The organism is Actinocatenispora rupis (assembly GCF_016861975.1).
Classification (GTDB): domain Bacteria; phylum Actinomycetota; class Actinomycetes; order Mycobacteriales; family Micromonosporaceae; genus Actinocatenispora; species Actinocatenispora rupis.
This window is the reverse complement of record NZ_BOMB01000021.1, coordinates 280164-302917: the sequence shown is the minus strand read 5'-3', so window position 1 is coordinate 302917 and position 22754 is coordinate 280164. Positions and strand designations below refer to the sequence as shown.

The following is a 22754-nucleotide window of genomic DNA, read 5'->3' as shown; positions in this document are numbered from 1 at the left end:
GCGACCCGGGCGGATCCCGGCTACTTCACCGCACCGGCGACCACGGAGCCCCGCAGTTGCCGCTGGAAGATGATGTAGACGACGAGTACCGGAGCGACGGTGATGACGACGGCGGCGAACAGCGCGCCGAAGTCGACCGCGTACCCGGCCTGGGACTGGAACTGGGCCATCGCCTGGGTCAGCACCGAGTTGTCCGGCTTGAGCACCGTCGGCAGCAGGAACTGGTTCCACAGGCCGAGGAAGTTGAAGATCGCCACCGAGGCCAGTCCGGGCCGCGCCATCGGCAGCATCACCTGGAAGAACGTGCGCCACTCGCCGGCGCCGTCCACCTGCGCCGCCTCGTACACGTCGTACGGGAGGCGCTTGAAGAAGGCGTGCAGGAAGAACACCGTGAACGGCAACGCGAACGCCACGTACGTGACGACCAGGCCGGCGAGGGTGTTCAGCAGGCCGAAGTTCTTGAGGATGGAGAACAGCGGCACGATCGCGAGGAACACCGGGAACGTCAGGCCGGCGAGCATCAGGTAGTAGATGAAGCGGTTGCCGAAGAACCGGAACCGGGCCAGCACGTACGAGCACATCGCGCCCAGCACCATCACGATCACCAGCGAGAAGCCGACGACGATGACGCTGTTGATGAACGCCGGGCCGACGCCGGAGTCGTTCCAGGCGGTGGCGTAGTTGTTCAGGTTCAGGTGGTGCGGCAGGGTCAGCGGGCTGCCGAGCACTTCCTGGGTCGTCTTGAACGACGAGACGAACACCCACAACAGCGGGAGCACGACCAGCAGCGACCACAGGATCAGCAGCACGTGCGCGATCACGTCGAACGTCAGCGACCGGTCCCCCACGCCCCTGTGCTTGACGCCCGCCGACGGTGGCGTACCGGTCGGTTCGGTGACAGCGGTCTGGGTCATCGCCGCCCCTCCTTGTCGCGTCCACCGGTGACGCCGTTGATGATGAACACCAGCGCGGCGAACACCAGCGTCACGACGGCGAGCATCACGCCCATGGACGTGGCGTACCCGAACTGGCCCTTGGTGAATGCCGTGATGTAGAGGTCCTGCGACATCACCAGGGTCGAGTTCTGCGGGCCGCCGTCCGGGTTCATCGCCGCCATGTAGACGAACGAGTCGAGCGACGCGATGCCGAGGTAGATGTACGCAGTCTGCACGTTGTCCCGGATCAGCGGGACGACCAGCGACCACGCGGTACGCACCCGGCTGGCGCCGTCGAGCCGGGCCGACTCGAAGATCTCCGGGTCGATGCCGCGGATGCCGGCGATGAACAGCACCATGTAGAACCCGACGAAGCTCCACACGATCACGAAGATCGTCGCCGCCATCGCGGTACGCGAGTCGCCGAGCCACGGGTAGTTCTCGGCGCGCTGGAACCCGAGGCTGGTGAGCACCGCGTTCAGGATGCCGCGGCTCGGGTCGTAGATCTGCGCCCAGATGATGCCGATGACCACGGCGGGCACCGCGTACGGGAAGAAGGACACGACGCGGTAGAGGCTGGACCTGCGCAGGCCCCGGACGGCACCGGTGCCGCTGCCGCCGATCGTGACCACGCAGGCGAGCGCGAGTGCCAGCACGATCGTCACGAACGGTACGACGAGACCGAGGATCACGCTGTTGCGCAACGAAAGCAGGAACGTGTCGTCCTGGAACAGCTTCACGAAGTTGCCGGCCCCGACGAAGTTCATCGTCGCGCTGAACCCGTTCCAGTCGGTCAGCGAGTAGTAGATCGCCTGGACGAACGGCGACACGACGAAGACCAGGAAGATGACCAACGGGACGCCGAGGAACACCGCGAAGAAGCTCACCCGGTCGAAGGTGAGTCGCTTGCGGCGCCCCCGGCCGGCCGGCCGCGCGGGCCGGCCGGTCGAGGTGGTCGAAGCGGACGAACTCACGAAGTGACCTTGTTCTTCTTGATCGAGCTGTCGTTCGCGATCTTGTCGGTGATCTTCTGCAGCGCGGACGTCAGGCCGGCCGCGTCGATCTTGCCGGACAGGAACGAGTTCCACGGCACCAGCATGTCGGGGTTGATCCCGTAGAAGTCCACGAACTGGTAGTTGAAGACGTTCGAGCCGGCCTTGTCGAGCATCTGGGTCTGCGACTGGAGCGCGGTCGAGCCGAAGCCGTCCGCCGGGACCAGGCCCTTGACGATGGTCGGGGCGAGGCGCGTCTTGCTGAAGTTCGTCGCCGCCTCCTTCGACAGCATCGCCCGCATGATCTCCTTGCCGCCGGCCGGGTTCTTGCCCGTACTCGGCACCACGTACGGCTCACCGGCCGCGCTGCGGATCGTCTCGTACGGCATCTGCGAGCTGCTGGTGATCGTGAACTCCGGGATGCCCTTCATCTGGAACCCGGACTTGGTGGCCTTCTTCATCTCGTTCTCGATCCAGCCACCCGACGGGTACAGCAGGGCCTGCTGGTCGTTGCTCCACTTCGCCTGCGCCGCGGTGAACTGCGTGCCCGCGCCGCCCGGTACGAAGTAGCCCTTACTGACACAGGTCTCCAGGGCCTTGAACACCTTCTGGATGTTCGGGTCCGACCAGCACTTCGGCTTCAGGTTCTCCAGCGCCAGGCGGACCTCGGGGCCGCCCTCCTTGATCGCCGAGTCCATCGCGAGCGTCTGGTAGTAGGTCGCGGCCTCCTTGCCCCAGACGAAGAGGTACTTGCCCTTCTTCTTCGCCTGCGCGCCGAGCGCGATCGCCTCGTCCCACGTCTTCGGCGGGGTCCAGCCGTTCGACTCGAACAGCGAGCCCGAGTACCACACGCCGTAGACCGTCATCGCGTAGTTCATCGCGACGAACTTGCCGTCGAACGTGCCCGGGTCCTTGACGTGCGGGTACACCGTGTCGGCGATCTTGGTGCCTTCGTAGTTGTTCGCTTCGAAGACGTCGTCCAGCGTGGAGAGGCTCTTCAGAATCGTACTGAAGCCGATCGCGTTGGCGCCGGAGTTGTCGATCAGGTCCGGCGGGTTGCCACCGACGAACCGCGGCTGCAACTGCTGCGCGATCTTCGTCGACGGGGAGACCTTCGAGTTCGTGGAGAACTTCTTGTCCACTTCCTTGGCGGCGAAGGTGACGTAGTCGTACCCGTAACCGCCGTTGAAGATCACCGCGTCGATCGCGGAGCCTTTCGCCAGACCAAACGGATTGGTCGACGACTTCTTACCGGTCTTGGCGGTGTTCGAACCGCCCCCCGTGGCGCAACCGGCGAGTGTGGCGCCCAATGGCGCGACAGCGACGGCGGCCAGCGAACCCTGAAGCAGGCGCCGACGAGTCACGGGCCTGGCGTTCTCATCCATGGTGTCGTGCGGCCTTCCGTCGGAAACGGGACTCATGGTGGTCCTCGCCTTCGCTGGTCAGGCGGTGCGTCGGATCCGTCCGGCGTACCGCTCCTCAAGGATTCGGTTGTGCTCGTCCCCGCCGGGGACGTTGGCGGAAAGGTACACCGGCGGTTGCTCGCCGGCCTGGATCATTCGGCATACCACTTCGGCAACGATCAGTTGCGCCAGCAATGCCGCGGTGATCGACGAGACCGCACCGACCGAACCGCCGTCGGGCAGCGGCAGGACGGCATCGCCGAACGGTGCGCAGTTGTCGAGCACCACGTCGGCCACGTCCGACAACCGCTGCCCCGAAGGGTGCCGCGGTTCGGCCCTGGCCGTGTGGTCCAACGAGGTGATCGCGATCAGCTTGTGCCCGCGTTCCTTGACCGTACGGGCGAGTTCCACGGTGGAACCGTTGATCCCGGAACTCGACGCGATCACGAAGATGTCGGTGGGGTCGATCGGCGCCAGGTCGAGAATCCGGTGCGCGATGGCCGGATCCCGTTCCAGGAAGTGGTCGAACAGTACGTCCGGGGATTCGCCACCGAACACGACCACGTCGCGTAACGCGATCTTGTTCGTGGGCACGAGTCCGCCCGCCCGGCCGGCGATCTCCATCGCCAATGCCTCGGAATGCCCACTGCCGAACGCCTGGATCACACCGCCCGCGCGCAGGCTTTCCACGATCAGATCCGCGGCCCGTTGCACGCCCTCGTTCTGAGTGGCGATGACCCGGTCCTGCGCCTCGCGGACAGCGGCCACGTAGGCCGCACCGTCCACCGTCATGTGGTTCCTCCCCTACCTGGTTCGCGACCACCGTGCATGCCAACGGGAGGTTAGGCGATCCGGCGCTTCCCGGCGGGGCTTCCGCCGAGACTTTGAAGATTCTTATCTATCGAACCATGATGTCAAGTGCGCGAACGTAACGCTTTTCGATCAACCGTTGTCAGAGACTGCGCGTACCGTGCACGATCGTCGTACTCGGCGCGTTCGGCGCGTCGCCGACATCCGGGAGAGGCGATGCAGGCGGTCCTGGGTCTCGACATGGGCGGCACGGCCACCAGGGCCGTCCTCGCGACGACGTCCGGCACGATCCTCGGCAGCGGACGCGCCGGCCCCGGCAACCCGTTCGCGCATCCGCCCGAGCAGGCGGCCGACGCGTTGCGCAGTTCCGTGCGCGAAGCCCTCGGCGACCACGACCCCGCGACGGTACGACTCGGCGTCGTCGGTCTCGCCGGCGGCAACAGCCTGGCCGTACCGGCGGTCGCGGAGACGTTCGACCGGGCCTGGCGCGACACCGGGCTGCGCTGCCCGATGCGCGTCGTCGGCGACACCGACGTGGCGTACGCGGCGGGCACCGCCGACCCCGACGGCGCCGTCCTCATCGCCGGTACGGGAGCGTCCGCCGCCCGCATCGCCGCGCACCGCACCGCGCGCGCCGCCGGCGGGTACGGCTGGCTGCTCGGCGACGACGGCGCCGGGTACTGGCTCGGTCGCGAGGCGGTCCGCGCGCTCCTCGCCGTCACCGACGGCGTACGCCCGCCCGGCGTGCTCACCGAGCTGGTCGCCGCGCACCTAGCCATCGACCCGGCCCACCCGGGTACGGACACCGAGCGCGTGATCGCCGCCGTCGACCACGCCCACCCGGTACGGCTGGCCCGGCTGGCGCCGCTGGTCAGCGAGGCCGCCACGGCCGGCGACGCGGTCGCCGCGGACATCGTCACGCGGGCCGCCGGGCACCTGTGCGCGCTCGTGGCCGGGGCGTACGCGGGTGGGCCGGTGGTGCTGTCCGGCAGTGTCGTCGCCCCCGGTACGCCGATCGGCGACGCGGTCCGCACCGACCTTCCCGTACTTCTCGGCGGGGTGGCGGTGCTGAGCGCGGGGCACGGGGCGGCCGGCGCCGCGTGGCTCGCCGCGACCGCGCTGCCCGACACGCCGGATCCGTTGGTACTGCACCGAAGCATCGTCAGTCGGTACGACACAGCTCCCAGCACGCCACCGCCGCCGACGCCGCCACGTTGAGCGAGTCCACACCGCCGCGCATCGGGATCCGTACCCGGACGTCGCTGCGGCGCTGCGCCGTACCGGAGAGGCCGGGCCCCTCCGCGCCGAACAGCAGCGCCGGGCGACGCCGCTGCCCGTCGGTCAGCTCCTGGATGGGCACCGCGTCCGGCGCGGGCGTCAACGCCAGCACCGTGAATCCCTTGGTACGAACCAGATCCAGCGCGTCCGGCCACGGGTCGAGCCGCGCGTACGGGACGGCGAAGACCTCACCCATGCTGACGCGCACGCTGCGCCGGTAGAGCGGATCCGCGCAGGACGGCGACAGCAGTACCGCGTCCATGCCGAGGCCCGCCGCGCCGCGGAACACGGCGCCGACGTTCGTGTGGTTGTTGACGTCCTCCAGGATCAGTACCCGGCGCGCCGCGGCCAGCACCTCCGCCGCGGACGGCAGCGGACGCCGGTGGAACGACGCCAGGATCCCCCGGTGTACGTGGAAGCCCGTCACCGCGGTCAGCACGTCCGGACCCGCCGTGTACACCGGGGCGTCCGCGGCGAGGTCCGCGACCTGCTCGTACCGCTTGGTCTCGACCAGGATCGACCGGGGACGGTACCCGGCGCGCAGCGCACGACGCAGCACCAGCTCGCCCTCCGCGATGAACAACCCGTGCGGCGGCTCGTACCGGACGCGCAGCGCGACGTCCGTCAGTTCGCGGTAGTCGGCCAGCCGCGGGTCGGCGGGGTCGTCGATCGGGACGGCGCCCGGCGCCTGGTGAACATGCGACACCCGACGATTCAACCGCACCGTACGGACGCGCCGCGCGCGGCGTGGTGGACACGCCGCGGGGAGCGCACCACCCGGTGGCGCGCTCCCCGCGGGGATCCGTTGCTACTGCTGGCCGTTCGGCGGCTGCTGCGACCGGTACACCCCGCCGGCGGGCGGCGGCGTCTGCCCCGTCACCGGCGCCTCGACCGGGGCCGGCTCGGGCGCCGACTGGACACCGAGCACCGAGTCCGCCGGTACGCCACCGGCAGGCAGCTCGTTGGTCCGCGGTACGCCCTGGTTCGGCCCGCTCACCTCGGCCGACGCCTCCGACGCGGCGTCCGCGGCGGCCTGCGCGGCCTTCTCCGCCTCCGCCTCGGCTGCCGGCGCGAACTGCGCGACCTCCTCGTCCGGCACGTACTCCTCGCCGTCGCCGGTGTTGCCGCCCATGATCTTGCCGAACGCGCCGCCCAGGCCCTCCAGGGCACGGGTCAGCTCGGCCGGCACGATCCAGACCTTGTTCGACTGGCCCGCCGCGATCTGCGGCAACGTCTGCAGGTACTGGTACGCCAGCAGCTTCTGGTCCGGGTTGGCCCGGTGGATCGCGTCGGCCACCTGACGGATGGCCTTCGCCTGGCCCTCGGCCTGGAGTACGCGGGACTCCCGGTCACCCTGGGCCCGCAGGATCGCGGACTGCTTCTCACCCTCGGCGGTCAGGATCTGCGACTGCTTGTGGCCCTCGGCGGTGAGGATCGCGGCACGCCGGTCCCGCTCCGCCCGCATCTGCTTCTCCATCGAGTCGCGGATCGACGGCGGCGGCTCGATCGCCTTGATCTCCACCCGGTTGACCCGGATGCCCCACTTGCCGGTCGCCTCGTCGAGCACCCCGCGCAGCTGGCGGTTGATGTCGTCGCGGCTGGTCAGCGTCTTCTCCAGGTCCATCGAACCGATCACGTTCCGCAGCGTGGTGACCGTGAGCTGCTCGATGCCCTGCAGGAAGTTCGCGATCTCGTACGTCGCCGCGGCCGGGTTGGTGATCTGGAAGTAGAGCACCGTGTCGATCGAGACGACCAGGTTGTCGGAGGTGATCACCGGCTGGGGCGGGAAGCTGACCACCTGCTCGCGCAGGTCCACCTTGGTACGCACCCGGTCGATGAAGGGCGCGAGGATGTTCAGCCCCGGCTGCAGCGTCTTCAGGTACTTTCCGAGCCGCTCCACGATGTACGCCTGCTGCTGCGGCACGATCCGGACGGACCGGATCAGCACTATCAGCACGATCAGGACGATGATCGCGACGAGTACCCCGAGCACCGCTTCCATTACGGCATCCTCCATACGAGGGCGGTGGCGCCCTTGATCTTGATTATCTGGACCCGCTCACCAGGTTCGAACGTCTGAGTCGCGTCGAAGGCACGGGCGGTCCACTCCTCGCCCGAGACCCGGACCAGACCGTTGTGCGCGTCGACCGACTCGATCACCAGCGCGTCCGCGCCCTCCAACGCCGCGATGCCCATCGGCTCGGCGTCCGGCTGCCCCGTCGCCCGCTGGTACTTCCGGATCACCGGACGCACCGCGAACAGCGCCGCCGCCGTGACCCCGGCGAACACGACGCCCTGCACCAGCACGGGAGCACCCAGCGCGGCCGCACCCGCGGCCGCGAACGCGCCCGCGGCCACCATGATCGCCACGAAGCTCAGCGAGAACGCCTCGGCGACCGCCAGGACGACGCCGAGGACCAACCATATGATCGCCGCCACACGTCGATCGTGACATGCCCGGGCACCCGATGACACCTCGCCGCACCCGCGACGTGACCGGGAACCGCCGGGACGACGTGGTACGGTCCGGCCGCCGTCGAGCCGACAGGAGACACCGTGCCCAGCGAACCCACCGCCCTGCGCGCCGAGACGACCGCGCGGATCGACACGATGGTCGCCGAGGCGCAGGCGGCCGGACGTGTCCCGTCCCTGGTCGCGGGCGTGGTACGGAACGGGCGGCTGGCGCACCTCGCCGCCGCCGGCACGACACCGGCGCCCGGACCGGACACCCAGTACCGGATCGGGTCGATCTCCAAGACGCTCACCGCGACGCTTGCACTGCGGCTGCGCGACGCCGGCGCGCTCAACCTCGACGACCTGCTCTACCGCCACCTCCCCGGTACTCCCGTCGGTGGCGTCACGGTGCGCCAGCTGCTCGGGCACGTGTCCGGGCTGCAGCGCGAACCGGAGGGCGAGTGGTGGGAGCGGTCCGCCGGCGGCGACGTCGCGGCGCTGCTCGACGGGCTGACCGCGGACAAGCTCAGCCGCCCGCCGTACCGGGGCTACCACTACTCGAACCTGGCGTACGGGCTGCTCGGGGCGCTGTTGGCGGCCGTCACCGGCACCGACTGGTGGACCCAGGTACGCGAGGGGCTGCTCGGGCCGCTGGGCATGGCGCGCACGACGTACCAGGCGGCGGAGCCCTTCGCCCGCGGGTACGTGGTGCACCCGTTCGACGGGACGTTGCGCGAGGAGCCGCGGCACGACGCGGGCGCGATGGCACCGGCCGGGCAGCTCTGGAGCACGGTGTCCGATCTGGGCCGGTGGGCGGCGTTCCTGGCGGATCCGGCGTCGGCGGGCAACGGCCCGGACGGCCGGCCGGTACTCGACCCGGCGACGATGACCGAGATGTGCGCGCCGGTGACGATCAGCGACCTGGAGTCGTGGACCGCCGGGCACGGGCTCGGCGTCGAGCTGTGGCGCCGCGGCGACCGGGTGTACGTCGGGCACACCGGCTCGATGCCCGGCTACCTCGCCGTCCTGGCGGTGCACCGGCCGAGCCGCACCGCCGTCGTCGCGTACGCGAACGCGTACACGATGCTGGGGTCGGGGATCGCGGGGCTGGGCATGGACCTGCTGACCGCGGTGCTCGACGCCGAGCCGGTACCGCCGGCGCCGTGGCGGCCCGGCACCGAACCGCCCGCGGACGTCGCGCCGCTGACCGGCCGCTGGTGGTGGATGGGCCGGGAGTACGAGGTGGGTTGGGCGGACGGCGAGCTGGTCGTCCGGGCGCTGACGACGCCGGGCGCGACGCCGTGGCGCTGCACCCCGGACGGTACGGACCGGTGGCGCTGCCGTTCGGGCATGAACGACGGCGAGGTGCTCCGCGTCCTGCGCGCCCCGGACGGGACGCCGCGGGCGCTGGACATCGCCACGTTCGTGTTCACCCGAGACCCCGCGACCGAGGGCTGAGCCGGATCGCTCTCGGGAGCGACCGTTGTCCCCGCAGAACGGGACGAGCCGCCCGCAATCCTCGTACCAAGAGTGATCTTGTCGGTACTGTCCGACGAAAGCTCGACACCCGATCGAGCTAATTCCGCGATCTTGGGAGCGGGCCGGGCGGGATCCACCTTGACTGGTGCCACGTGCTCTCGTGGGAGGTGTCCGCCGTGTCGACCGTTCGCTCGGCTTCGTCCCGCTCCTGGCACCGGTGGGCCCTCGTGGTCGCGCTCGTGGCCGGACTGGTCGCCGTGGCCCGGCCCGCGTCGGCCGCCCCGAACGGCATCCGGTCCACGGACGACGTCGCCGCCGAGGTCGGCCGGCTCAGCGCCCGGCTCACCCAGGCCGACGCCGACCTGCGGCAGGCGTCCGTCGACGCGTCCGTCGCGATCGAGAAGTACGAGCGGGCCAAGGTCGACGCCGGGCGGGCGCAGCGCGCGCTCCGGAAGGCGCGGGCGCGTACCCGGGACGCGGCGCGGCGGGTGGACCGGCAGCAGGCCGAGGTCGGGTCCATGGCCCGGCAGAACTACGAGATGGGCGGCACCGTCGGCGCGATGGCGCTGGTCGTCGGCGGCCGCCCCTCCGACGTACTCGACAACCTCGGCTACCTGCAGTACGTCGGGAACCACCAGGCGCGCACGCTCGGCACGTACCGGCAGGCGAAGGGGCGGGCGGTGCTCGCCGAGGGCACCGCGCGCTCGGCGTACCGGGTGGCGGAGGCGGCGCGGCGGAAGGCGGGCGCGGCGAAGACGGCGGCGCAGCGGGCGGTCTCGCAGCGCTCCCGCACCGTGGCCGATCTCAAGGCACGCCGGGCGTCGGTGCAGCGCCAGCTCGACTCGATCGAAGCCCACAACGCCTCGGTACGCCGGGCCGCGGCGGCGGCGGAACGGCGCCGTGCCGCCGCGGCCGCCAGCGAACGGAGCAACGCGGCCACCGCCACCGCCGACGTACGGGGCGGTTCCGGTGGCGGGGCGATGGTCGCGGTCCGCGCGGCGCTCGCCCAGCTCGGCAAGCCGTACGTGTGGGACGCGGCCGACCCGTCCGTCGGCTTCGACTGTTCCGGCCTCGCGCTCTACGCGTACCAGCAGATCGGGATCGAGCTGCCGCACTCCGCGGAGTACCAGTACCTGCAGGGGTGGCATCCGTCGACCGACCAGCTCCAGCCCGGTGACCTGCTGTTCTACTCGTACAACGGGCGGGTGTCCGGGATCCACCACGTGACCATGTACATCGGGCACGGGCAGATCGTGCAGGCCGCCGACTTCGGCATCCCGGTGCAGGTCGTCCCCGCGTACTTCACCTTCGGGTACATCGGGGCGACCCGGCTGGCCTGACCCTGGCGGCTACTCCCCCGGGTCGGTCACGAAGTCGATCAGGCGCTCCACCGCGCCGAGCAGCGGCGCCTCCACGTCCCGGTAGTCGTGCACCGAGCGCAGGATGCGGCGCCACAGCGCGGCCGGGTCGCTGACCCCGAGCGCCGCGCACACACCCTCCTTCCACGGCTGCCCCTTCGGTACGTCCGGCCACGCGCGGATGCCGACCGCGGCCGGCTTCACCGCCTGCCAGACGTCCACGTACGGATGGCCCGTGACCAGCACGTACGGCGAGGTGACGCGCTCGACGATGCGGCTCTCCTTGCTGCCCGCGACGAGGTGGTCGACGAGCACACCGAGCCGGCGACCCTCCCCCGGCCCGAACGCGTCGACCGCCGCGACCAGGTCGTCCACCCCGGACAGCGGCTCCACCACGACACCCTCGACGCGCAGGTCGTCGCCCCAGATCTTCTCCACCAGCGCCGCGTCGTGGATGCCCTCGACCCAGATCCGGCTCGCCCGCGCCACCTTGGCCGGCGAGTCCGCCACCGCCACCGAGCCCGACGCCGTACGCCGGCGGACCGGTGGCGCGGGCGCGCGCTGCGGCCGGCGCAGCGTCACCACCTGGCCGTCGAGCAGGAATCCCCCTGGTACCAAGGGAAACAGTCGGGTCTGGCCGTGCCGGTCGGCAAGGACGACGGCGTCGGCCTCGAAGCCGACGACGGCGCCGCAGAAGCCGCCGTCGGCGTCCTCCACCACCAGGTCGGGTTCCGCGTCGACGACCGGCACCGTCTTACGCCTGCGCCAGTCGCCGGCCAGGACGTCCCGGCCGTAGTCCACGCTCTGCCGGTCGTCCCGGCGTCGAAACGGGCTCCGCACGCTGCGACCGTAGCCGCACCCCGGCGCCCTCGTACGGCGGCGCGCCGGGTCAGTCCTTGCGGCCGGTGAGCGCGACGCTGACGCCGAGGCCGATCATGGCGATGCCGCCGGCCCCGCCGACCAGCTCCATCCGCCGCTCGGAGCGGCCGAACCACGCCCGGAACGTGCCCGCCGCGAGCGCCTGCATACTGTCGCTCACCAGCGCGATCGCCACGAACACCAGGCCCAGTACGATCAGCTGCGGCGTCATCGAACCCGCCGACCGGTCCGCGAACTGCGGCAGTACGGCCGCGAAGAAGATCGCCGTCTTGGGGTTCGTCACACCCACCAGGAACCCGCTGAGCACGCTGTGCCGGCCGGGCGGCGCCGGGGCGTCGGCGGCCTGCATCGCCGCGGCCAGCGACCGGCGCGCGCGGAACGCACGGACGCCGAGGAAGACCAGGTACGCGGCGCCGGCCAGCTTGACCGTCGTGAACAGCAGCGCGCTGGCCGACAGCACCGGCCCCAGTCCCAGCGACACCGCCACGACCAGTACGAGCGCACCGATTCCGTTGCCCAGCGCGCCGAGCACGGCCACCCGCCGCCCGTACGACAGGGCGCGGCCGAGGACGAACAGCACGCTCGGCCCGGGCACCACGATGATCACCGCAGCCACCGCGGCGAACGCCAGCAACCGATCCATCGACACCATCGCGCCACCGTACAGCCGGGCGGCGATCGGCCGCACCGGCCTTTACCCTCGTGGTATGTCCGCAGACCCGGTCCAGTCCGTCGCAACCGCCGTCCGGCCGTGCGTCCGCCTGACCCCGTGGATCCGGGCCTGGCGGGCCGGGCTCGTGCCGTTCGACGACGCGGCCGAGACCCTCACCGACGGCACCGACCACGTCGTACTCGACATGCCCGGAAGCTGGCAGGAGGAGTCGCTGCGGGAGGCCCTGGCCCGGTTCGCGGCACTGCGCCCCGAGCAGATCCGGCTCGTACTGCCCGCGCCCGGCGACCCGCGCGGACTCCCCGGCCCCGGCCCGTTCACCGGCGCCGCGCTCGTCGCCGGGGAGGGCATCGTCGCCGGTGAGGTCGGCCTGGTGCCCGAGCCGCGGGAGTACACGTCGGGGTCGGGTGACACGTGGCTCGCGATCACCTGGCGGGCGTACCCGGTGCCGGCCGGCCCGGTGCCCGTCGAGCTGGTCACGCCGTCGGAGGCGGAGGCGGAGCTGGCCACCGCGCTCGCCGAGTCGACCGACGCGCTCGCCCGGCTCGACGTGGCGCGCTGGCGGCCCGAACTGGCCCCCGCGCTGACCGCGCTGCGTCGCGGCGGCGGCACCGCCGACCTGCCCACCGGGTACGACCCGCGCAGCCGCCGGCTGTACGCGCGCGCCGGTGTCCTCGACCGGGTACTCGCGCTCGCCGAGCACGACGAACCGGGTGGCGCGGTCAACGCGTACGAGGCGAACCAGCGGTCGGCCGCGCTGCGCCCGCTCGCCACCGCCTGCCGCCGCGCGCTCGTCGCCGCATGCAATGCGCCGCTCGGCCAGTGACCCCGCCGCTCGGCCGGTGATCCCGCCGCCGGTCAGCCGGCCCGCACGTACGCCAGCGCCTCGTGGGCGAGCGGTACCCACGGCAGCGCGCTCGCCGGGTCGAGGCTGAGCCACTCCTTCATCGGCGTGCCCTTGTTCGCGTCGAACCGCACCCCGGCACCGGACTCGACCAGCTGGTCGACCCGTACCCTCGGCAGCTTCACCACGAACCGGCCGCGCACCAGCATCGCGAAGATCTTCCCGTCGACCCGCAGCGCGGTGCGGCCGAACCCGCGCGACGCGCCCGGCGGGGTCACCCCCGGCAGCCCGGCGAACTCGTCGACCACGTCCTCGAACCGGTCCTCGGCCGTGACGTCCATCGCCGCCCCCTCTCCCCGCACCGTAACCCCGGCACCGTAGCCCCCGGGTACGACGAGAACGGCTCCCCACAAGGCAACCACGCGTCGCCGCTCGCGCGTGGCGTCCCTGGCTCAGCAGCCGCCGGGGCCCATCGCCCGCTCCACCTGCGCCGGGTCCAGCGGCGGTACGGGCAGCGGGTGCGCGCCCTCGCTGCGCAGCCCGTCGAGCAGCAGGCCGAGGTGCCGGCGCCAGGCGTCGGGCGCGATGTCGGCGGTGGCGGCGACCGTGCCGGCATGCCCCCAGAACACGAACGCCAGGTCGGCCAGCGTCACGTCGGACCGCAGCGCCCCGGCGTGCTGCGCCCGTTCGACGATCCGTTCCATCTGCCGGTACCCGTCGCGCAGCGCCGCCGCCGTCTCCGCCGACCGCGGCACGCTGCGCGCGGCGAGATCCCGGTATCCACGGTCGGTCGCCTGCAACTCGCAGATCCGTTCCAGGAAGTACGCGAGGCCGGACCAGGGGTCGTCGTCGGCGAGCGCGTGCTCGGCGAACCGGGCGGTCGCCGCGACCCGGTCCGCGAAGGCCGCGTCGATCAGCGCGTCCCGGCTCGGGAACCGGTTGTACAGCGTGCCGATGCTGACGCCGGCGCACCGGGCGATCTCGTCGAGCGGCGCGTCGAGTCCGCGCTCGGCGTACACGGTGCGGGCGGCCTCGATCAGGCGCTCGCGGTTGCGGCGGGCGTCGGCGCGCAGCGGCCGGGTCTCGCTCATGCCGGCGATCCTAGCCGAACTTGAGGACATCCTCATGTTGGTGCTACGGTCCGGCACAGAACTTGAGGGAGTACTCAACTTGAGGAGGCGCGGATGGACAGGACCATGGCGATCGTCGGCACCGGACCCGGGCTCGGCCTGGCCACGGCGTACCGGTTCGGGCGGGAGGGGTTCCGGGTGGCGCTCGTCGCCCGCAACGGCGACCGGCTCGACCGGTTCGTCACCGAACTGGCCGGTGCCGGGATCACCGCCACGGCGTACCCGGCCGATCTGACCCGGCCGGGGGCGGTGGACGCGGTGGCCGGCGCGATCGACCGCACCCACGGCCCGCTCGACGTGCTGTACCTCAACGGCCAGCCCGTCGCCGACCGGATCGCCACCCCGCTCGACGTCGCCGACGACAACCTGCGCGCCCAGCTCGACGCGCTGGTGTACAACCCGGTCGCGCTCGTCCGGCGGTTCCTGCCGGCGATGCTGGACCGCGGCGACGGCGCCGTACTCGTCAGCCTCGGCGCGTCCGCGACCACACCGCTGCCGGTCCTCGCCAACGTCGGGATCGCCATGGCCGGACCGCGCAACTACGTCCACACGCTGCACGACACCGTCGCCGACCGCGGCGTGTACGCGGGGGTGCTGACCGTCGGCGCGCTCGTCCGGGGCAGCGACCCCGAACGTACGATCAGCACCAACCGGGCCGCGTCCGCCGAACCGCTGCCGCCCGGCCTCGACGGCACGCTCGACCCGGCCGACCTCGCCGACACCCTCTGGCACATGTACGACGAGCGCACCCGTACCGAGGAACGGGCCGGCGCCCTCGCCTGACCCGCGAGATCAGTGCGCGGGGCGCGGGGGCAGCGCGCAGCAACCGTCCGCGCAGGCGTCCCACACCGGGATGCCGCCCAGCTTCCGCCGCGGTACGGCCGGGTCGAGCCGCTCGGTCACCAGTTCCCGGACCATCGCGACGAACCGCGGGTCGGTACCGGGGGTCGCGGCGCGCGCGTAGTCCAGCCCGAGCCGCTTCGCGGTGTCCGCGGCCTCGTTGTCGAGATCCCAGACCACCTCCAGGTGGTCGGACACGAACCCGATCGGGCTCACCACCACGCCCGTCACGCCGTCCGCGGCGAGCCGGGCCAGGTGGTCGTTGACGTCCGGCTCCAGCCACGGCACCTGCGGCGGGCCGGACCGCGACTGCCACACCAGGTCGTACGGCAGGCCGGCGCCGGACCCGTCCGCCACCAGCCGCGCCACCTCGGCGAGCTGGTCGGTGTACCGGTTGCCGGCCGGCCCCGCCGTCCGCGCCATCGACATCGGTACGGAGTGCGCGGTGAACACCAGCCGCGTGCTGTCCGGCGCCGCCGGCAACGTACCGAGCGCCGCGCGGACCGCGTCCACGTGCGGCTCGACGTACCCGGGATGGTCGTGGAAGTGGCGCAGCTTGTCGATCACCGGGGCGCCGGCGCCGACCGTCGCCCGCGCCGCGACGATGTCCTCCAGGTACTGCCGGCACGACGAGTACGAGCCGAACGGGCTGGTGACGAACGCGATCGCGCGCCGTACGCCGTCGTCGCGCATCGTCGCCAGGGTGTCCGCCAGGTACGGATCCCAGTTCCGGTTGCCCCAGTAGAGCGGCAGGTCGAGGCCGTGGTCGGCGAACTCGGTGCGGAGCGCGGCGAGCAGGTCGCGGCACTGCTGGTTGATCGGCGAGACGCCGCCGAAGTGCCGGTAGTGCTCGGCCACCTCCGCCAGCCGTTCCTCCGGTACGCCGCGACCGCGGGTCACGTTACGGAGGAACGGCATGACGTCGTCGGGGCCCTCGGGGCCGCCGAAGGACAGCAACAGGAACGCGTCGTACACGGTCCTATCTTCTACCACCCGTAGATGGGGGTGTCAGGCGCCCACCGCGTGGTACCCGCCGTCGACGTGGACGACCTCACCCGTCGTCGCCGGGAACCAGTCCGACAGCAGCGCGCAGATCGCGCGACCGGCCGGCTCCAGGTCGGTCAGCGACCAGCCGAGCGGCGCCCGCGCCTGCCACGCGTCCTCGAACTCCACGAAGCCCGGGATCGACTTCGCCGCCATCGTCCGGAGTGGGCCCGCGGACACCAGGTTCGACCGGATGCCCTGCTTGCCCAGATGCATCGCCAGGTAGCGGCTCGCCGACTCCAGGCCCGCCTTCGCCACGCCCATCCAGTCGTACACCGGCCAGGCGGTGGTCGCGTCGAACGTCAGGCCCACGATCGACCCGCCCGGCCGCATCAACGGCAGGCACGCCATCGCGAGCGCCTGGTACGAGAAGGTCGAGATCTGCAGCGCCGTCGAGACGTCGTCCCACTTCGCGTTCAGGAACTCGCCGCCCATCACCGACTGCGGCCCGAACGCGATCGAGTGCACCACCCCGTCGAGCCCGTCGACCTGCTCGCGGACCCGGTCCGCCAGCCCGTCCAGGTGCTCCGGGTTCGTCACGTCCAGCTCGATGATGTCGCCGACCGGCTTCGGCAGCCGCTTCGCGATGCGCTCCACCAACGACAGCCGCCCGTACCCGGTGAGCACCAGCTCGGCGCCCTCCTCCTGGGCGATCTTCGCCGCGGAGAACGCGATCGACTGGTCGGTCAGGATCCCGGCGATCAGCAGCCGCTTGCCGGCGAGAAGTCCACTCACGTTGTGCTCGTCTCCCACTCGTGTCCGATGGCCGGGCTCAGTGGCCCATGCCGAGGCCGCCGTCGACCGGGATCACCGCACCGGTCACGTACGCCGAATCGTCGGAGGCGAGCCAGGTGACCGCCGCCGCGACCTCGTCCGTACTCGCGAAGCGGCCGGCCGGGATCTCGCCGAGGATCTGCTTGCGCCGCGCCTCGGGCAGCTCGGCGGTCATGTCGGTCTCGATCATGCCGGGGGCCACCACGTTCGCGGTGATGTTGCGGGTGCCCAGCTCGCGGGTGATCGACCGGGCCAGGCCGACCAGGCCGGCCTTGCTGGCCGCGTAGTTCGTCTGGCCGGGGTTGCCGGACAGGCCGGCCACCGACGAGATGAAGATCATCCGGCCCCAGCGGGCGCGCAGCATCTTCGTCGCCGCCCGCTTCGCGCAGCGCCACGCGCCGGCCAGGTTGGTGTCCACCACCGACGAGAACTGGTCCTCGCTCATCCGCAGCAGCAACGTGTCCGCGGTGATCCCGGCGTTCGCCACGAGTACCTCGACCGGGCCGAGATCCTGCTCGATCTGCGTGAACGCGGCGTCGACCTGCTCCGGGTCGGTGATGTCGCAACGCACCCCGTACAGCTCGGGGTCGACCTCACTGCCGCGGTGCGTCACCGCGACCCGGTCGCCCTGCTTCGCGAACCGCTTCGCGATCGCCAGGCCGATCCCGCGGTTGCCGCCGGTCACCAGAACCGTACGAGGCACCTGTGCTCCCTCCGTCGAACGTGCGCACCGAGACTACCGCCGGTGCCGTCACGGCATCCGGGAGGACCAGAGCAGGCTCATCACCGCCGCCGCGAACGCGAACACCAGGCCGAACCCGATGAACCACTGCCCGATCTCCTGCGCCACCGTACGGTGCCCGATCGACGAGCCCATGTCGGTGTACACCTGTCTCAGCTCGCCGGCGCTGGCCGCCTCGTAGTAGTGGCCCTTGGTCATCTCGGCGAGCTTGTGCAGCGACACCTTGTCCACCGGCACGGGGGTGGTCTGGCCGCCGATCGTCACCCGCCCGCTGTCCGTGCCGAACGCGATCGTCGACACCGGTACGTTCGCCGCCGCGGACGCCTTCCCCGCGTCCTCGATCGTCCGCCCGTACGTGCGGTAGCCGTCGGACAGCAGCACGATCCGGGCCGGCGGCGCCCCCTGCGCACCGTCCGCCGGTACGCTCGCGATCGCCTGCAGCGACGTGAAGACCGCCTCGCCCGTCGCCGTCGACTCCGCCAGCTGGAGGCCGTTGATCGCCGAGTACACCTGGTCGCGGTCCTTGGTCGGGGAGGCGACCACGTTCGCCGACTTCGCGAACGACACCACGCCGATGTTGAAGTTGTCCGGCAGCTCCTTGACGAACTCCTTCGCCGCGGCCTGCGCCGCCCGCAACCGGTTCGGCTGCACGTCCGTCGCCTGCATCGACAGCGACACGTCGATCGCCAGGATCACCGTCGCCCGCTCCATCGGCTGCCGCACGTCCACCGACGGCCGGGCCATGCCCGTCGCCAGGATCAGCAGGCTCAGCACCAGCGCGCCCGCCGACGCGTGCCGGCGCCAACCGATCCCGCGCGGCGTCAACGTGCGCAGCAGCTCCAGGTTCGAGAACCGCATCGCGTACGACCGGCGGTGCAGCTGAACCCACACGTACACCCCGGCGAGCGCCAGCACCGGCAGCACGGCCAGCAGCCACCACGGCGACAGGAAGCGGATCATGCGGCGCCCCCACAGGAAAGTACGACGTGGAACGGGTGCGTCATCGAGTGGTCCCCCTGGTCCGGGCGTGCCGCTGCGCGGCCACGAACCGGACGATGTCCAGTAGCCAGTCCGAGTCGGTACGCAGCCGCAGGTGACCCACACCCGCGTGCCGCAGCGCCGCCGAGATCGCGGCGCGCTGTTCCGCGGCGGCCTGCGCGTACCGCGCGCGGACCGCCGGCGTGGTCTGCACCTCGTGCACCGCGCCGGACTCCGGGTCGACCAGTTCCAGCACGCCCACGTCCGGCAGCTCCAGCTCGCGCGGGTCGAGCACCTCCACCGCCAGCACGTCGTGCCGTACGGCCAGCCGCCGCAACGGACGCTCCCACCCCGACGGGGCCAGGAAGTCCGAGATCACCACCGCCATCCCGCGGCGGCGCGGCGGCCGGTTCAATGCCTCGATCAACGCCGCCAGATCCGTCCGCCCGCCGGCCCGGCGGTCCGTCCGCGCCACCGCGCGCAGCAACCCCTGCGCCGCCGTACGCCCCGGGCGGGCCTGGATCCGGTGCATGTCCGCGCCGGTGCCCACGATCGCGCCGATCCGGTTGCCGCCCCGTACGGTCAGGTGCGAGACGGCCGCGACCGCCGCCAGCGCCAGATCGCTCTTCAGACAGTTCGCCGTGCCGAAGTCGAGACTCGCCGACAGGTCCACCGCCAGCCAGGTCTCCAACTCCCGGTCCACGATCGTCTGCCGTACGTGCGGCACCGTGGTCCGCGCCGTCACCGGCCAGTCCATCCGCCGCACGTCGTCGCCCGGCCGGTACTCCCGGGACTCGCCCGGCTCCGTGCCCGGCCCCGGCAGCAGACCCAGGTAGTCACCCTGCAGCAGGCCGTCCAGCTTCCGCGTCACCAGCAACTGCAGCTTCGACAGCGTGACCTCGGAACGCCCCGTGTCGAGGTGCGGCGGACCGCTGGACGGCGCGGCCGAGTGACGGCGCAACCGCCCCAACGCGGCCAGACCGGCCCGACTCACCGTCCCTCACCCACCTCTGTCCGCACGCCCTCGCCGTCCTCAGACCCGGCCCGGCCCCGGCCACGGGCCGCCCTGCGGCTGCGGGTGTGGCTGCCCCGGCTGCCCCTGCGGCGCGTCCGCGTTCTGCCGCGGCGCCACCGTCGGCAGCGGCACCGTCGCCAACACCCGGTCCACGATCTGCTCCGGCGGAATCCCGTCCGCCAACGCGTCGTACGACAGGACCAGCCGGTGCCGAAGGATGTCCGGCGCGATGTCCTGCACGTCCGCCGGCAACGCGTAGTCCCGGCCGCGCAGCAACGCCAACGCCCGCGCCGCCCGCACGATGCCCAGCGACGCACGCGGACTCGCCCCGTACTGCACCAGACCCGCCACGTCGGGCATCCCGTACTCCGCCGGGTTACGCGTCGACAGCACCAGCCGCACCGCGTAGTCCACCAGGGCGTTGTGCACGAACACCTCGTCGGCCTTCGCCTGCAGACCGATCAGATCCTCCGGCGAGAACACCGGCGTCGGCTCCGGCGTCGACACACCCACCCGGTAGACGATCTCGCGCTCCTCGACATCCGTCGGGTAGCCCACCTGGATCTTCAGCAGGAACCGGTCGCGCTGCGCCTCCGGCAGCGGGTAGACACCCTCCTGCTCGATCGGGTTCTGCGTCGCCATCACCAGGAACGGAGTCGGCACCGGATGCGTCTCACCGCCGATCGACACATGCTGCTCCGCCATGACCTCCAGCAGCGCCGACTGCACCTTCGCCGGCGCCCGGTTGATCTCGTCCGCGAGCAGGAAGTTCACGAACACCGGGCCCAGCTCGACATCGAACTTCTCGCTGCCCTGCCGGTAGATCCGGGTGCCGACCACATCCGCCGGCACCAGATCCGGCGTGAACTGGATCCGGGCGAACGAGCCGCCCACCACCCGGGCCAACGTCTCCACCGCGAGCGTCTTCGCGACACCCGGCACACCCTCGATCAGACAGTGCCCCCTCGCAAGCAGCGAGACGAACATCCGCTCGATCATCCGGTCCTGGCCGACGATCACCCGCTTGACCTCGAACAGGGCCTTTTCGAGCAGGGTCGCGTCCTGGGCTGGCGTCGTCTGCTGGGCCACCTGACCTCCACGGCACGTTCCGACTGCGCAACTGCCCCACCACCGCGACAACACCCGGCGCCCGGAGAAGCAGCCTGCCAAGCGTGACGCACGCTTGCCACCTCAAGCCTCCCACGCCAGGCCGGGAAACCGCCGGGCGGGTACGCGCGCCACCCACCCCATCGCACTGAGACACCGCGCCGGCACCCCCCGGTACCACCGGGAGAAACACCGGGAATTCGCTACTCAGGCCCGTCCTGTCGGGTAGACAACCGCCTCTCCCCCGTGTGTACCATTGCGATGTCGCCGGGCGGCTTCCCCCGTGGTCGCCCGGCGGCTCAAATCCTTGGTCCCCCGTGTTCGCGGAGTTCGCGAACCGGGGGATTTTCGCGTACTTCCTGGGGGCGCGGCCCCCAGACCCCGCGCCGGCGGGGCTTCGCCCCCCGGCACCCCCGCTCGGCGGTGCGGTCTCCTGTCGTAGCTGTGCTTCGCTCTACGCCGGCCCGCGGTGCTGCGCTTCCCTGTGCTGTGCTCCGCCCTTCGCTGCGCAAAACGGTTTTGCGGGCTCTTGTGCTGTGCTTCGCCCGTCGCAACCTCGCGAACGGTGCTGCGCCTGCACCTTGTTGTGCTTCGCCCGTCGCTACCTCGCGAACGGTGCTGTGCTGCACCTTGCTGTGCTTCGCCCGTCGCTACCTCGGGAGCGGTGCTGCGTTTGCAGCTTGCTGTGGGTCGCCCGTCGTGGGCTGCAAAGGGTGTTGCGTGTGTGCCTTGTTGTGCTTCGTATCGCTCGGGTGTTGGGGTCAGGGGTTTTCTGGGGGTGGGGGGAAGGGGGTGACGGTGCGGAGGAAGTCGCGGGCTTCGAGGAAGGCGGCGAGGGTGTCGCGGTGGGTGTCGCAGGCCAGCCAGGTCTTGCGGCGGGTGCCGGTGTGGATGCGGGGGTTGGACCAGTGGAGGGTCCAGGTGGCGGGTTGGCGGCAGCCCTTGGCGGAGCACTGGACGGGGGCGTCGGCGCCGGCGGCGGGGAGGGTCACCGGGCGACCTTCGGGGCGACGGGGGCGTTGTCGGGGGTGTGCTGCTCGATCTGCCGGGCGAGGCGGTGGGCGCGGTAGCGGCTCCAGGCGCGCTCGGCGACGGTGACGGCGACGAACGCCGCGACCGTGTACAGGGCGCCGGCGATCATGTCGGCGACGTGGTGCTCGGCCGCGTAGCTGAGGGTGAAAGCCATCGCCAGGGGGTACAGCATGAGCAGGGGGATCCAGCGCCTGCGGACGCGGGTGGCGAAGAACAGCGCCACGCAGAACGAGAACGCGAAGTGCAGGGACGGCATGGCGGCGACCGGGTTCGCGCCGAGCTGGGCGTGGTTGAGCATGTTGCCGGCGCCGTGCAGGCCGAGCGCGTTCCAGCCGCGCGCGGAGATCCGGGCCACCGGCTCGATCAGCCCGTACTTCGAGGCCCACCACGGCGGGGCGGCCGGGTACAGGATGTAGGTGGCGAGGCCGGCGAAGGTGAGCAGCATCCAGCGCCGCATGAACGCCGACCACGCGGACCGGTTGCGCAGCCACAGCACCGCGGCCACCACGTACGCGGTGACGAAGTGCGAGAAGTAGACGAAGCTGACGGCGACGTCCCACGGGTAGATGTGGTGCGGGTTGTAGAGGTGCTGCTGCAGCCACACGGTGGGCGTCACGCCGAAGAGCGCGTGGTCCACCGCGAGCATCTCGTACACGTGCGGCACGGTGGTGCTGGTGTACGCCCAGCCTCTGCTGTAGCTGTAGATGACGAGGAAGATCAGCACCGGGAACCAGTCGCGCAGGAAGCGCAGGTGGTAGGTCCAGCGCTTGTCGTTGTTCCACGCGATGGTGAGCAGCCACAGCCAGATCAGCGCGAGGATCGGGTCGGTCGGCACGCCGACGGTCACCGTCCACACCGTGAACGCGACGGCGAAGGCCGCCACGCCGATCGCCCGTCGGCGCCGCGCTCCGGACGTCCCGTCGGACGACACCACCGGTTCGGCGGTGTCGGGCTCGGGGGCCGGGGCTGCGTCCGACATCGATCCTCCAC

General features: G+C 71.5%; 24 protein-coding genes. 5 read left to right on the top strand and 19 right to left on the bottom strand.

Annotation, left to right across the window (positions count from 1 at the left end):
- Positions 1–20 precede the first annotated feature (20 nt).
- From Aru02nite_RS19355 to Aru02nite_RS19340, 4 genes are read right to left on the bottom strand one after another with little or no spacing between them, the layout of a single operon-like run.
- Entirely contained in the window at positions 21–914 is an 894-nt protein-coding gene (locus tag Aru02nite_RS19355) for a carbohydrate ABC transporter permease (RefSeq protein WP_203659587.1), read from the bottom strand.
- Complete coding sequence (locus Aru02nite_RS19350) at positions 911–1909, bottom strand: carbohydrate ABC transporter permease (RefSeq protein ID WP_203659585.1); 999 nt, start codon at positions 1907–1909, stop codon at positions 911–913. Before Aru02nite_RS19350 ends, Aru02nite_RS19355 begins: the two co-directional genes overlap by 4 nt.
- Positions 1906–3312 carry an N-acetylglucosamine/diacetylchitobiose ABC transporter substrate-binding protein gene (ngcE, locus tag Aru02nite_RS19345; protein ID WP_239076805.1) on the bottom strand — a complete coding sequence of 469 codons (1407 nt, stop codon included), beginning with the start codon at positions 3310–3312 and terminating at the stop codon, positions 1906–1908. The genes Aru02nite_RS19350 and ngcE overlap by 4 nt, the downstream gene beginning before the upstream one ends.
- A gap of 57 nt (positions 3313–3369) precedes the next feature.
- A complete protein-coding gene (locus Aru02nite_RS19340) occupies positions 3370–4122 on the bottom strand; it encodes a sugar isomerase domain-containing protein (RefSeq protein WP_203659581.1) in 753 nt (250 codons plus the stop codon).
- 234 nt (positions 4123–4356) lie between these two features.
- Here Aru02nite_RS19340 and Aru02nite_RS19335 point away from each other — a divergent pair, with 234 nt between their 5' ends.
- Positions 4357–5358 carry an N-acetylglucosamine kinase gene (locus Aru02nite_RS19335; RefSeq protein ID WP_203659579.1) on the top strand — a complete coding sequence of 334 codons (1002 nt, stop codon included), beginning with the start codon at positions 4357–4359 and terminating at the stop codon, positions 5356–5358.
- Here the strand turns inward: Aru02nite_RS19335 and Aru02nite_RS19330 are convergent.
- From Aru02nite_RS19330 to Aru02nite_RS19320, 3 genes are all read right to left on the bottom strand, one after another.
- Positions 5303–6142: a TrmH family RNA methyltransferase gene (locus Aru02nite_RS19330; RefSeq protein WP_203659577.1), complete on the bottom strand. Its 840-nt coding sequence runs from the start codon at positions 6140–6142 to the stop codon at positions 5303–5305. The genes Aru02nite_RS19335 and Aru02nite_RS19330 overlap by 56 nt on opposite strands.
- Before the next feature lie 84 nt (positions 6143–6226).
- Positions 6227–7420 carry an SPFH domain-containing protein gene (locus Aru02nite_RS19325; RefSeq protein WP_203659575.1) on the bottom strand — a complete coding sequence of 398 codons (1194 nt, stop codon included), beginning with the start codon at positions 7418–7420 and terminating at the stop codon, positions 6227–6229.
- On the bottom strand, positions 7420–7857 hold the full coding sequence (locus Aru02nite_RS19320; protein WP_203659573.1) for an NfeD family protein: 438 nt from the start codon (positions 7855–7857) through the stop codon (positions 7420–7422). The genes Aru02nite_RS19325 and Aru02nite_RS19320 overlap by 1 nt, the downstream gene beginning before the upstream one ends.
- Before the next feature lie 171 nt (positions 7858–8028).
- Here Aru02nite_RS19320 and Aru02nite_RS19315 point away from each other — a divergent pair, with 171 nt between their 5' ends.
- Both Aru02nite_RS19315 and Aru02nite_RS19310 read left to right on the top strand, forming a co-directional pair.
- Positions 8029–9330, top strand: a complete 1302-nt coding sequence (locus Aru02nite_RS19315; RefSeq protein WP_203659724.1) for a serine hydrolase domain-containing protein — start codon at positions 8029–8031, stop codon at positions 9328–9330.
- A 197-nt stretch (positions 9331–9527) separates the two neighbouring features.
- Positions 9528–10691: a C40 family peptidase gene (locus tag Aru02nite_RS19310; protein ID WP_203659571.1), complete on the top strand. Its 1164-nt coding sequence runs from the start codon at positions 9528–9530 to the stop codon at positions 10689–10691.
- Between the two features lie 9 nt (positions 10692–10700).
- Here Aru02nite_RS19310 and Aru02nite_RS19305 read toward each other — a convergent pair whose 3' ends face one another.
- Together Aru02nite_RS19305 and Aru02nite_RS19300 are read right to left on the bottom strand one after the other, a co-directional pair.
- Positions 10701–11549 (bottom strand): DUF3097 domain-containing protein, encoded by an 849-nt coding sequence (locus Aru02nite_RS19305; protein ID WP_373324911.1) that lies wholly within the window; start codon positions 11547–11549, stop codon positions 10701–10703.
- Between the two features lie 49 nt (positions 11550–11598).
- The gene (locus Aru02nite_RS19300) at positions 11599–12240 is read right to left on the bottom strand and encodes a LysE family translocator (protein ID WP_203659569.1); all 642 of its coding nucleotides are present in this window, start codon (positions 12238–12240) and stop codon (positions 11599–11601) included.
- A 55-nt stretch (positions 12241–12295) separates the two neighbouring features.
- Between Aru02nite_RS19300 and Aru02nite_RS19295 the strand changes: the two genes are divergently transcribed.
- Complete coding sequence (locus Aru02nite_RS19295) at positions 12296–13084, top strand: Rv1486c family protein (protein WP_239076794.1); 789 nt, start codon at positions 12296–12298, stop codon at positions 13082–13084.
- Between the two features lie 32 nt (positions 13085–13116).
- Here the strand turns inward: Aru02nite_RS19295 and Aru02nite_RS19290 are convergent, their stop codons facing one another.
- Both Aru02nite_RS19290 and Aru02nite_RS19285 read right to left on the bottom strand, forming a co-directional pair.
- Entirely contained in the window at positions 13117–13443 is a 327-nt protein-coding gene (locus Aru02nite_RS19290) for a hypothetical protein (protein ID WP_203659567.1), read from the bottom strand.
- A 111-nt stretch (positions 13444–13554) separates the two neighbouring features.
- Positions 13555–14193 carry a TetR/AcrR family transcriptional regulator gene (locus tag Aru02nite_RS19285; protein WP_203659565.1) on the bottom strand — a complete coding sequence of 213 codons (639 nt, stop codon included), beginning with the start codon at positions 14191–14193 and terminating at the stop codon, positions 13555–13557.
- 93 nt (positions 14194–14286) lie between these two features.
- Here Aru02nite_RS19285 and Aru02nite_RS19280 point away from each other — a divergent pair, with 93 nt between their 5' ends.
- Positions 14287–15015 (top strand): SDR family NAD(P)-dependent oxidoreductase, encoded by a 729-nt coding sequence (locus Aru02nite_RS19280; RefSeq protein WP_203659563.1) that lies wholly within the window; start codon positions 14287–14289, stop codon positions 15013–15015.
- 9 nt (positions 15016–15024) lie between these two features.
- Here the strand turns inward: Aru02nite_RS19280 and Aru02nite_RS19275 are convergent, their stop codons facing one another.
- From Aru02nite_RS19275 to Aru02nite_RS19240, 8 genes are all read right to left on the bottom strand, one after another.
- Positions 15025–16047, bottom strand: a complete 1023-nt coding sequence (locus Aru02nite_RS19275) for a ferrochelatase (protein ID WP_203659561.1) — start codon at positions 16045–16047, stop codon at positions 15025–15027.
- A gap of 33 nt (positions 16048–16080) precedes the next feature.
- Positions 16081–16851, bottom strand: a complete 771-nt coding sequence (fabI, locus tag Aru02nite_RS19270) for an enoyl-ACP reductase FabI (RefSeq protein WP_203659559.1) — start codon at positions 16849–16851, stop codon at positions 16081–16083.
- A 37-nt stretch (positions 16852–16888) separates the two neighbouring features.
- Positions 16889–17593, bottom strand: a complete 705-nt coding sequence (locus tag Aru02nite_RS19265; protein WP_203659557.1) for a beta-ketoacyl-ACP reductase — start codon at positions 17591–17593, stop codon at positions 16889–16891.
- 48 nt (positions 17594–17641) lie between these two features.
- Positions 17642–18592 carry a VWA domain-containing protein gene (locus Aru02nite_RS19260; protein WP_203659555.1) on the bottom strand — a complete coding sequence of 317 codons (951 nt, stop codon included), beginning with the start codon at positions 18590–18592 and terminating at the stop codon, positions 17642–17644.
- A gap of 40 nt (positions 18593–18632) precedes the next feature.
- Positions 18633–19571 (bottom strand): DUF58 domain-containing protein, encoded by a 939-nt coding sequence (locus tag Aru02nite_RS19255; RefSeq protein WP_203659718.1) that lies wholly within the window; start codon positions 19569–19571, stop codon positions 18633–18635.
- 72 nt (positions 19572–19643) lie between these two features.
- Positions 19644–20714, bottom strand: a complete 1071-nt coding sequence (locus Aru02nite_RS19250; protein ID WP_239076793.1) for an AAA family ATPase — start codon at positions 20712–20714, stop codon at positions 19644–19646.
- A gap of 779 nt (positions 20715–21493) precedes the next feature.
- Entirely contained in the window at positions 21494–21724 is a 231-nt protein-coding gene (locus Aru02nite_RS19245; protein ID WP_203659553.1) for a hypothetical protein, read from the bottom strand.
- Positions 21721–22743, bottom strand: coding sequence for a phosphatase PAP2 family protein (locus Aru02nite_RS19240; RefSeq protein WP_203659551.1), 1023 nt, complete (start codon positions 22741–22743; stop codon positions 21721–21723). The genes Aru02nite_RS19245 and Aru02nite_RS19240 overlap by 4 nt, the downstream gene beginning before the upstream one ends.
- Positions 22744–22754: the final 11 nt, after the last annotated feature.

Excerpts from the sequence above, each read along its gene's own strand:
- Aru02nite_RS19355 (WP_203659587.1), bottom strand. The coding sequence starts at position 914 with ATGACCCAGACCGCTGTCACCGAACCGACCGGTACGCCACCGTCGGCG.
- ngcE (WP_239076805.1), bottom strand. The coding sequence starts at position 3,312 with ATGGATGAGAACGCCAGGCCCGTGACTCGTCGGCGCCTGCTTCAGGGT.
- Aru02nite_RS19340 (WP_203659581.1), bottom strand. The coding sequence starts at position 4,122 with ATGACGGTGGACGGTGCGGCCTACGTGGCCGCTGTCCGCGAGGCGCAG.
- Aru02nite_RS19335 (WP_203659579.1), top strand. The coding sequence starts at position 4,357 with ATGCAGGCGGTCCTGGGTCTCGACATGGGCGGCACGGCCACCAGGGCC.
- Aru02nite_RS19325 (WP_203659575.1), bottom strand. The coding sequence starts at position 7,420 with ATGGAAGCGGTGCTCGGGGTACTCGTCGCGATCATCGTCCTGATCGTG.
- Aru02nite_RS19315 (WP_203659724.1), top strand. The coding sequence starts at position 8,029 with ATGGTCGCCGAGGCGCAGGCGGCCGGACGTGTCCCGTCCCTGGTCGCG.
- Aru02nite_RS19300 (WP_203659569.1), bottom strand. The coding sequence starts at position 12,240 with ATGGTGTCGATGGATCGGTTGCTGGCGTTCGCCGCGGTGGCTGCGGTG.
- Aru02nite_RS19295 (WP_239076794.1), top strand. The coding sequence starts at position 12,296 with ATGTCCGCAGACCCGGTCCAGTCCGTCGCAACCGCCGTCCGGCCGTGC.
- Aru02nite_RS19290 (WP_203659567.1), bottom strand. The coding sequence starts at position 13,443 with ATGGACGTCACGGCCGAGGACCGGTTCGAGGACGTGGTCGACGAGTTC.
- Aru02nite_RS19285 (WP_203659565.1), bottom strand. The coding sequence starts at position 14,193 with ATGAGCGAGACCCGGCCGCTGCGCGCCGACGCCCGCCGCAACCGCGAG.
- Aru02nite_RS19280 (WP_203659563.1), top strand. The coding sequence starts at position 14,287 with ATGGACAGGACCATGGCGATCGTCGGCACCGGACCCGGGCTCGGCCTG.
- Aru02nite_RS19260 (WP_203659555.1), bottom strand. The coding sequence starts at position 18,592 with ATGATCCGCTTCCTGTCGCCGTGGTGGCTGCTGGCCGTGCTGCCGGTG.
- Aru02nite_RS19240 (WP_203659551.1), bottom strand. The coding sequence starts at position 22,743 with ATGTCGGACGCAGCCCCGGCCCCCGAGCCCGACACCGCCGAACCGGTG.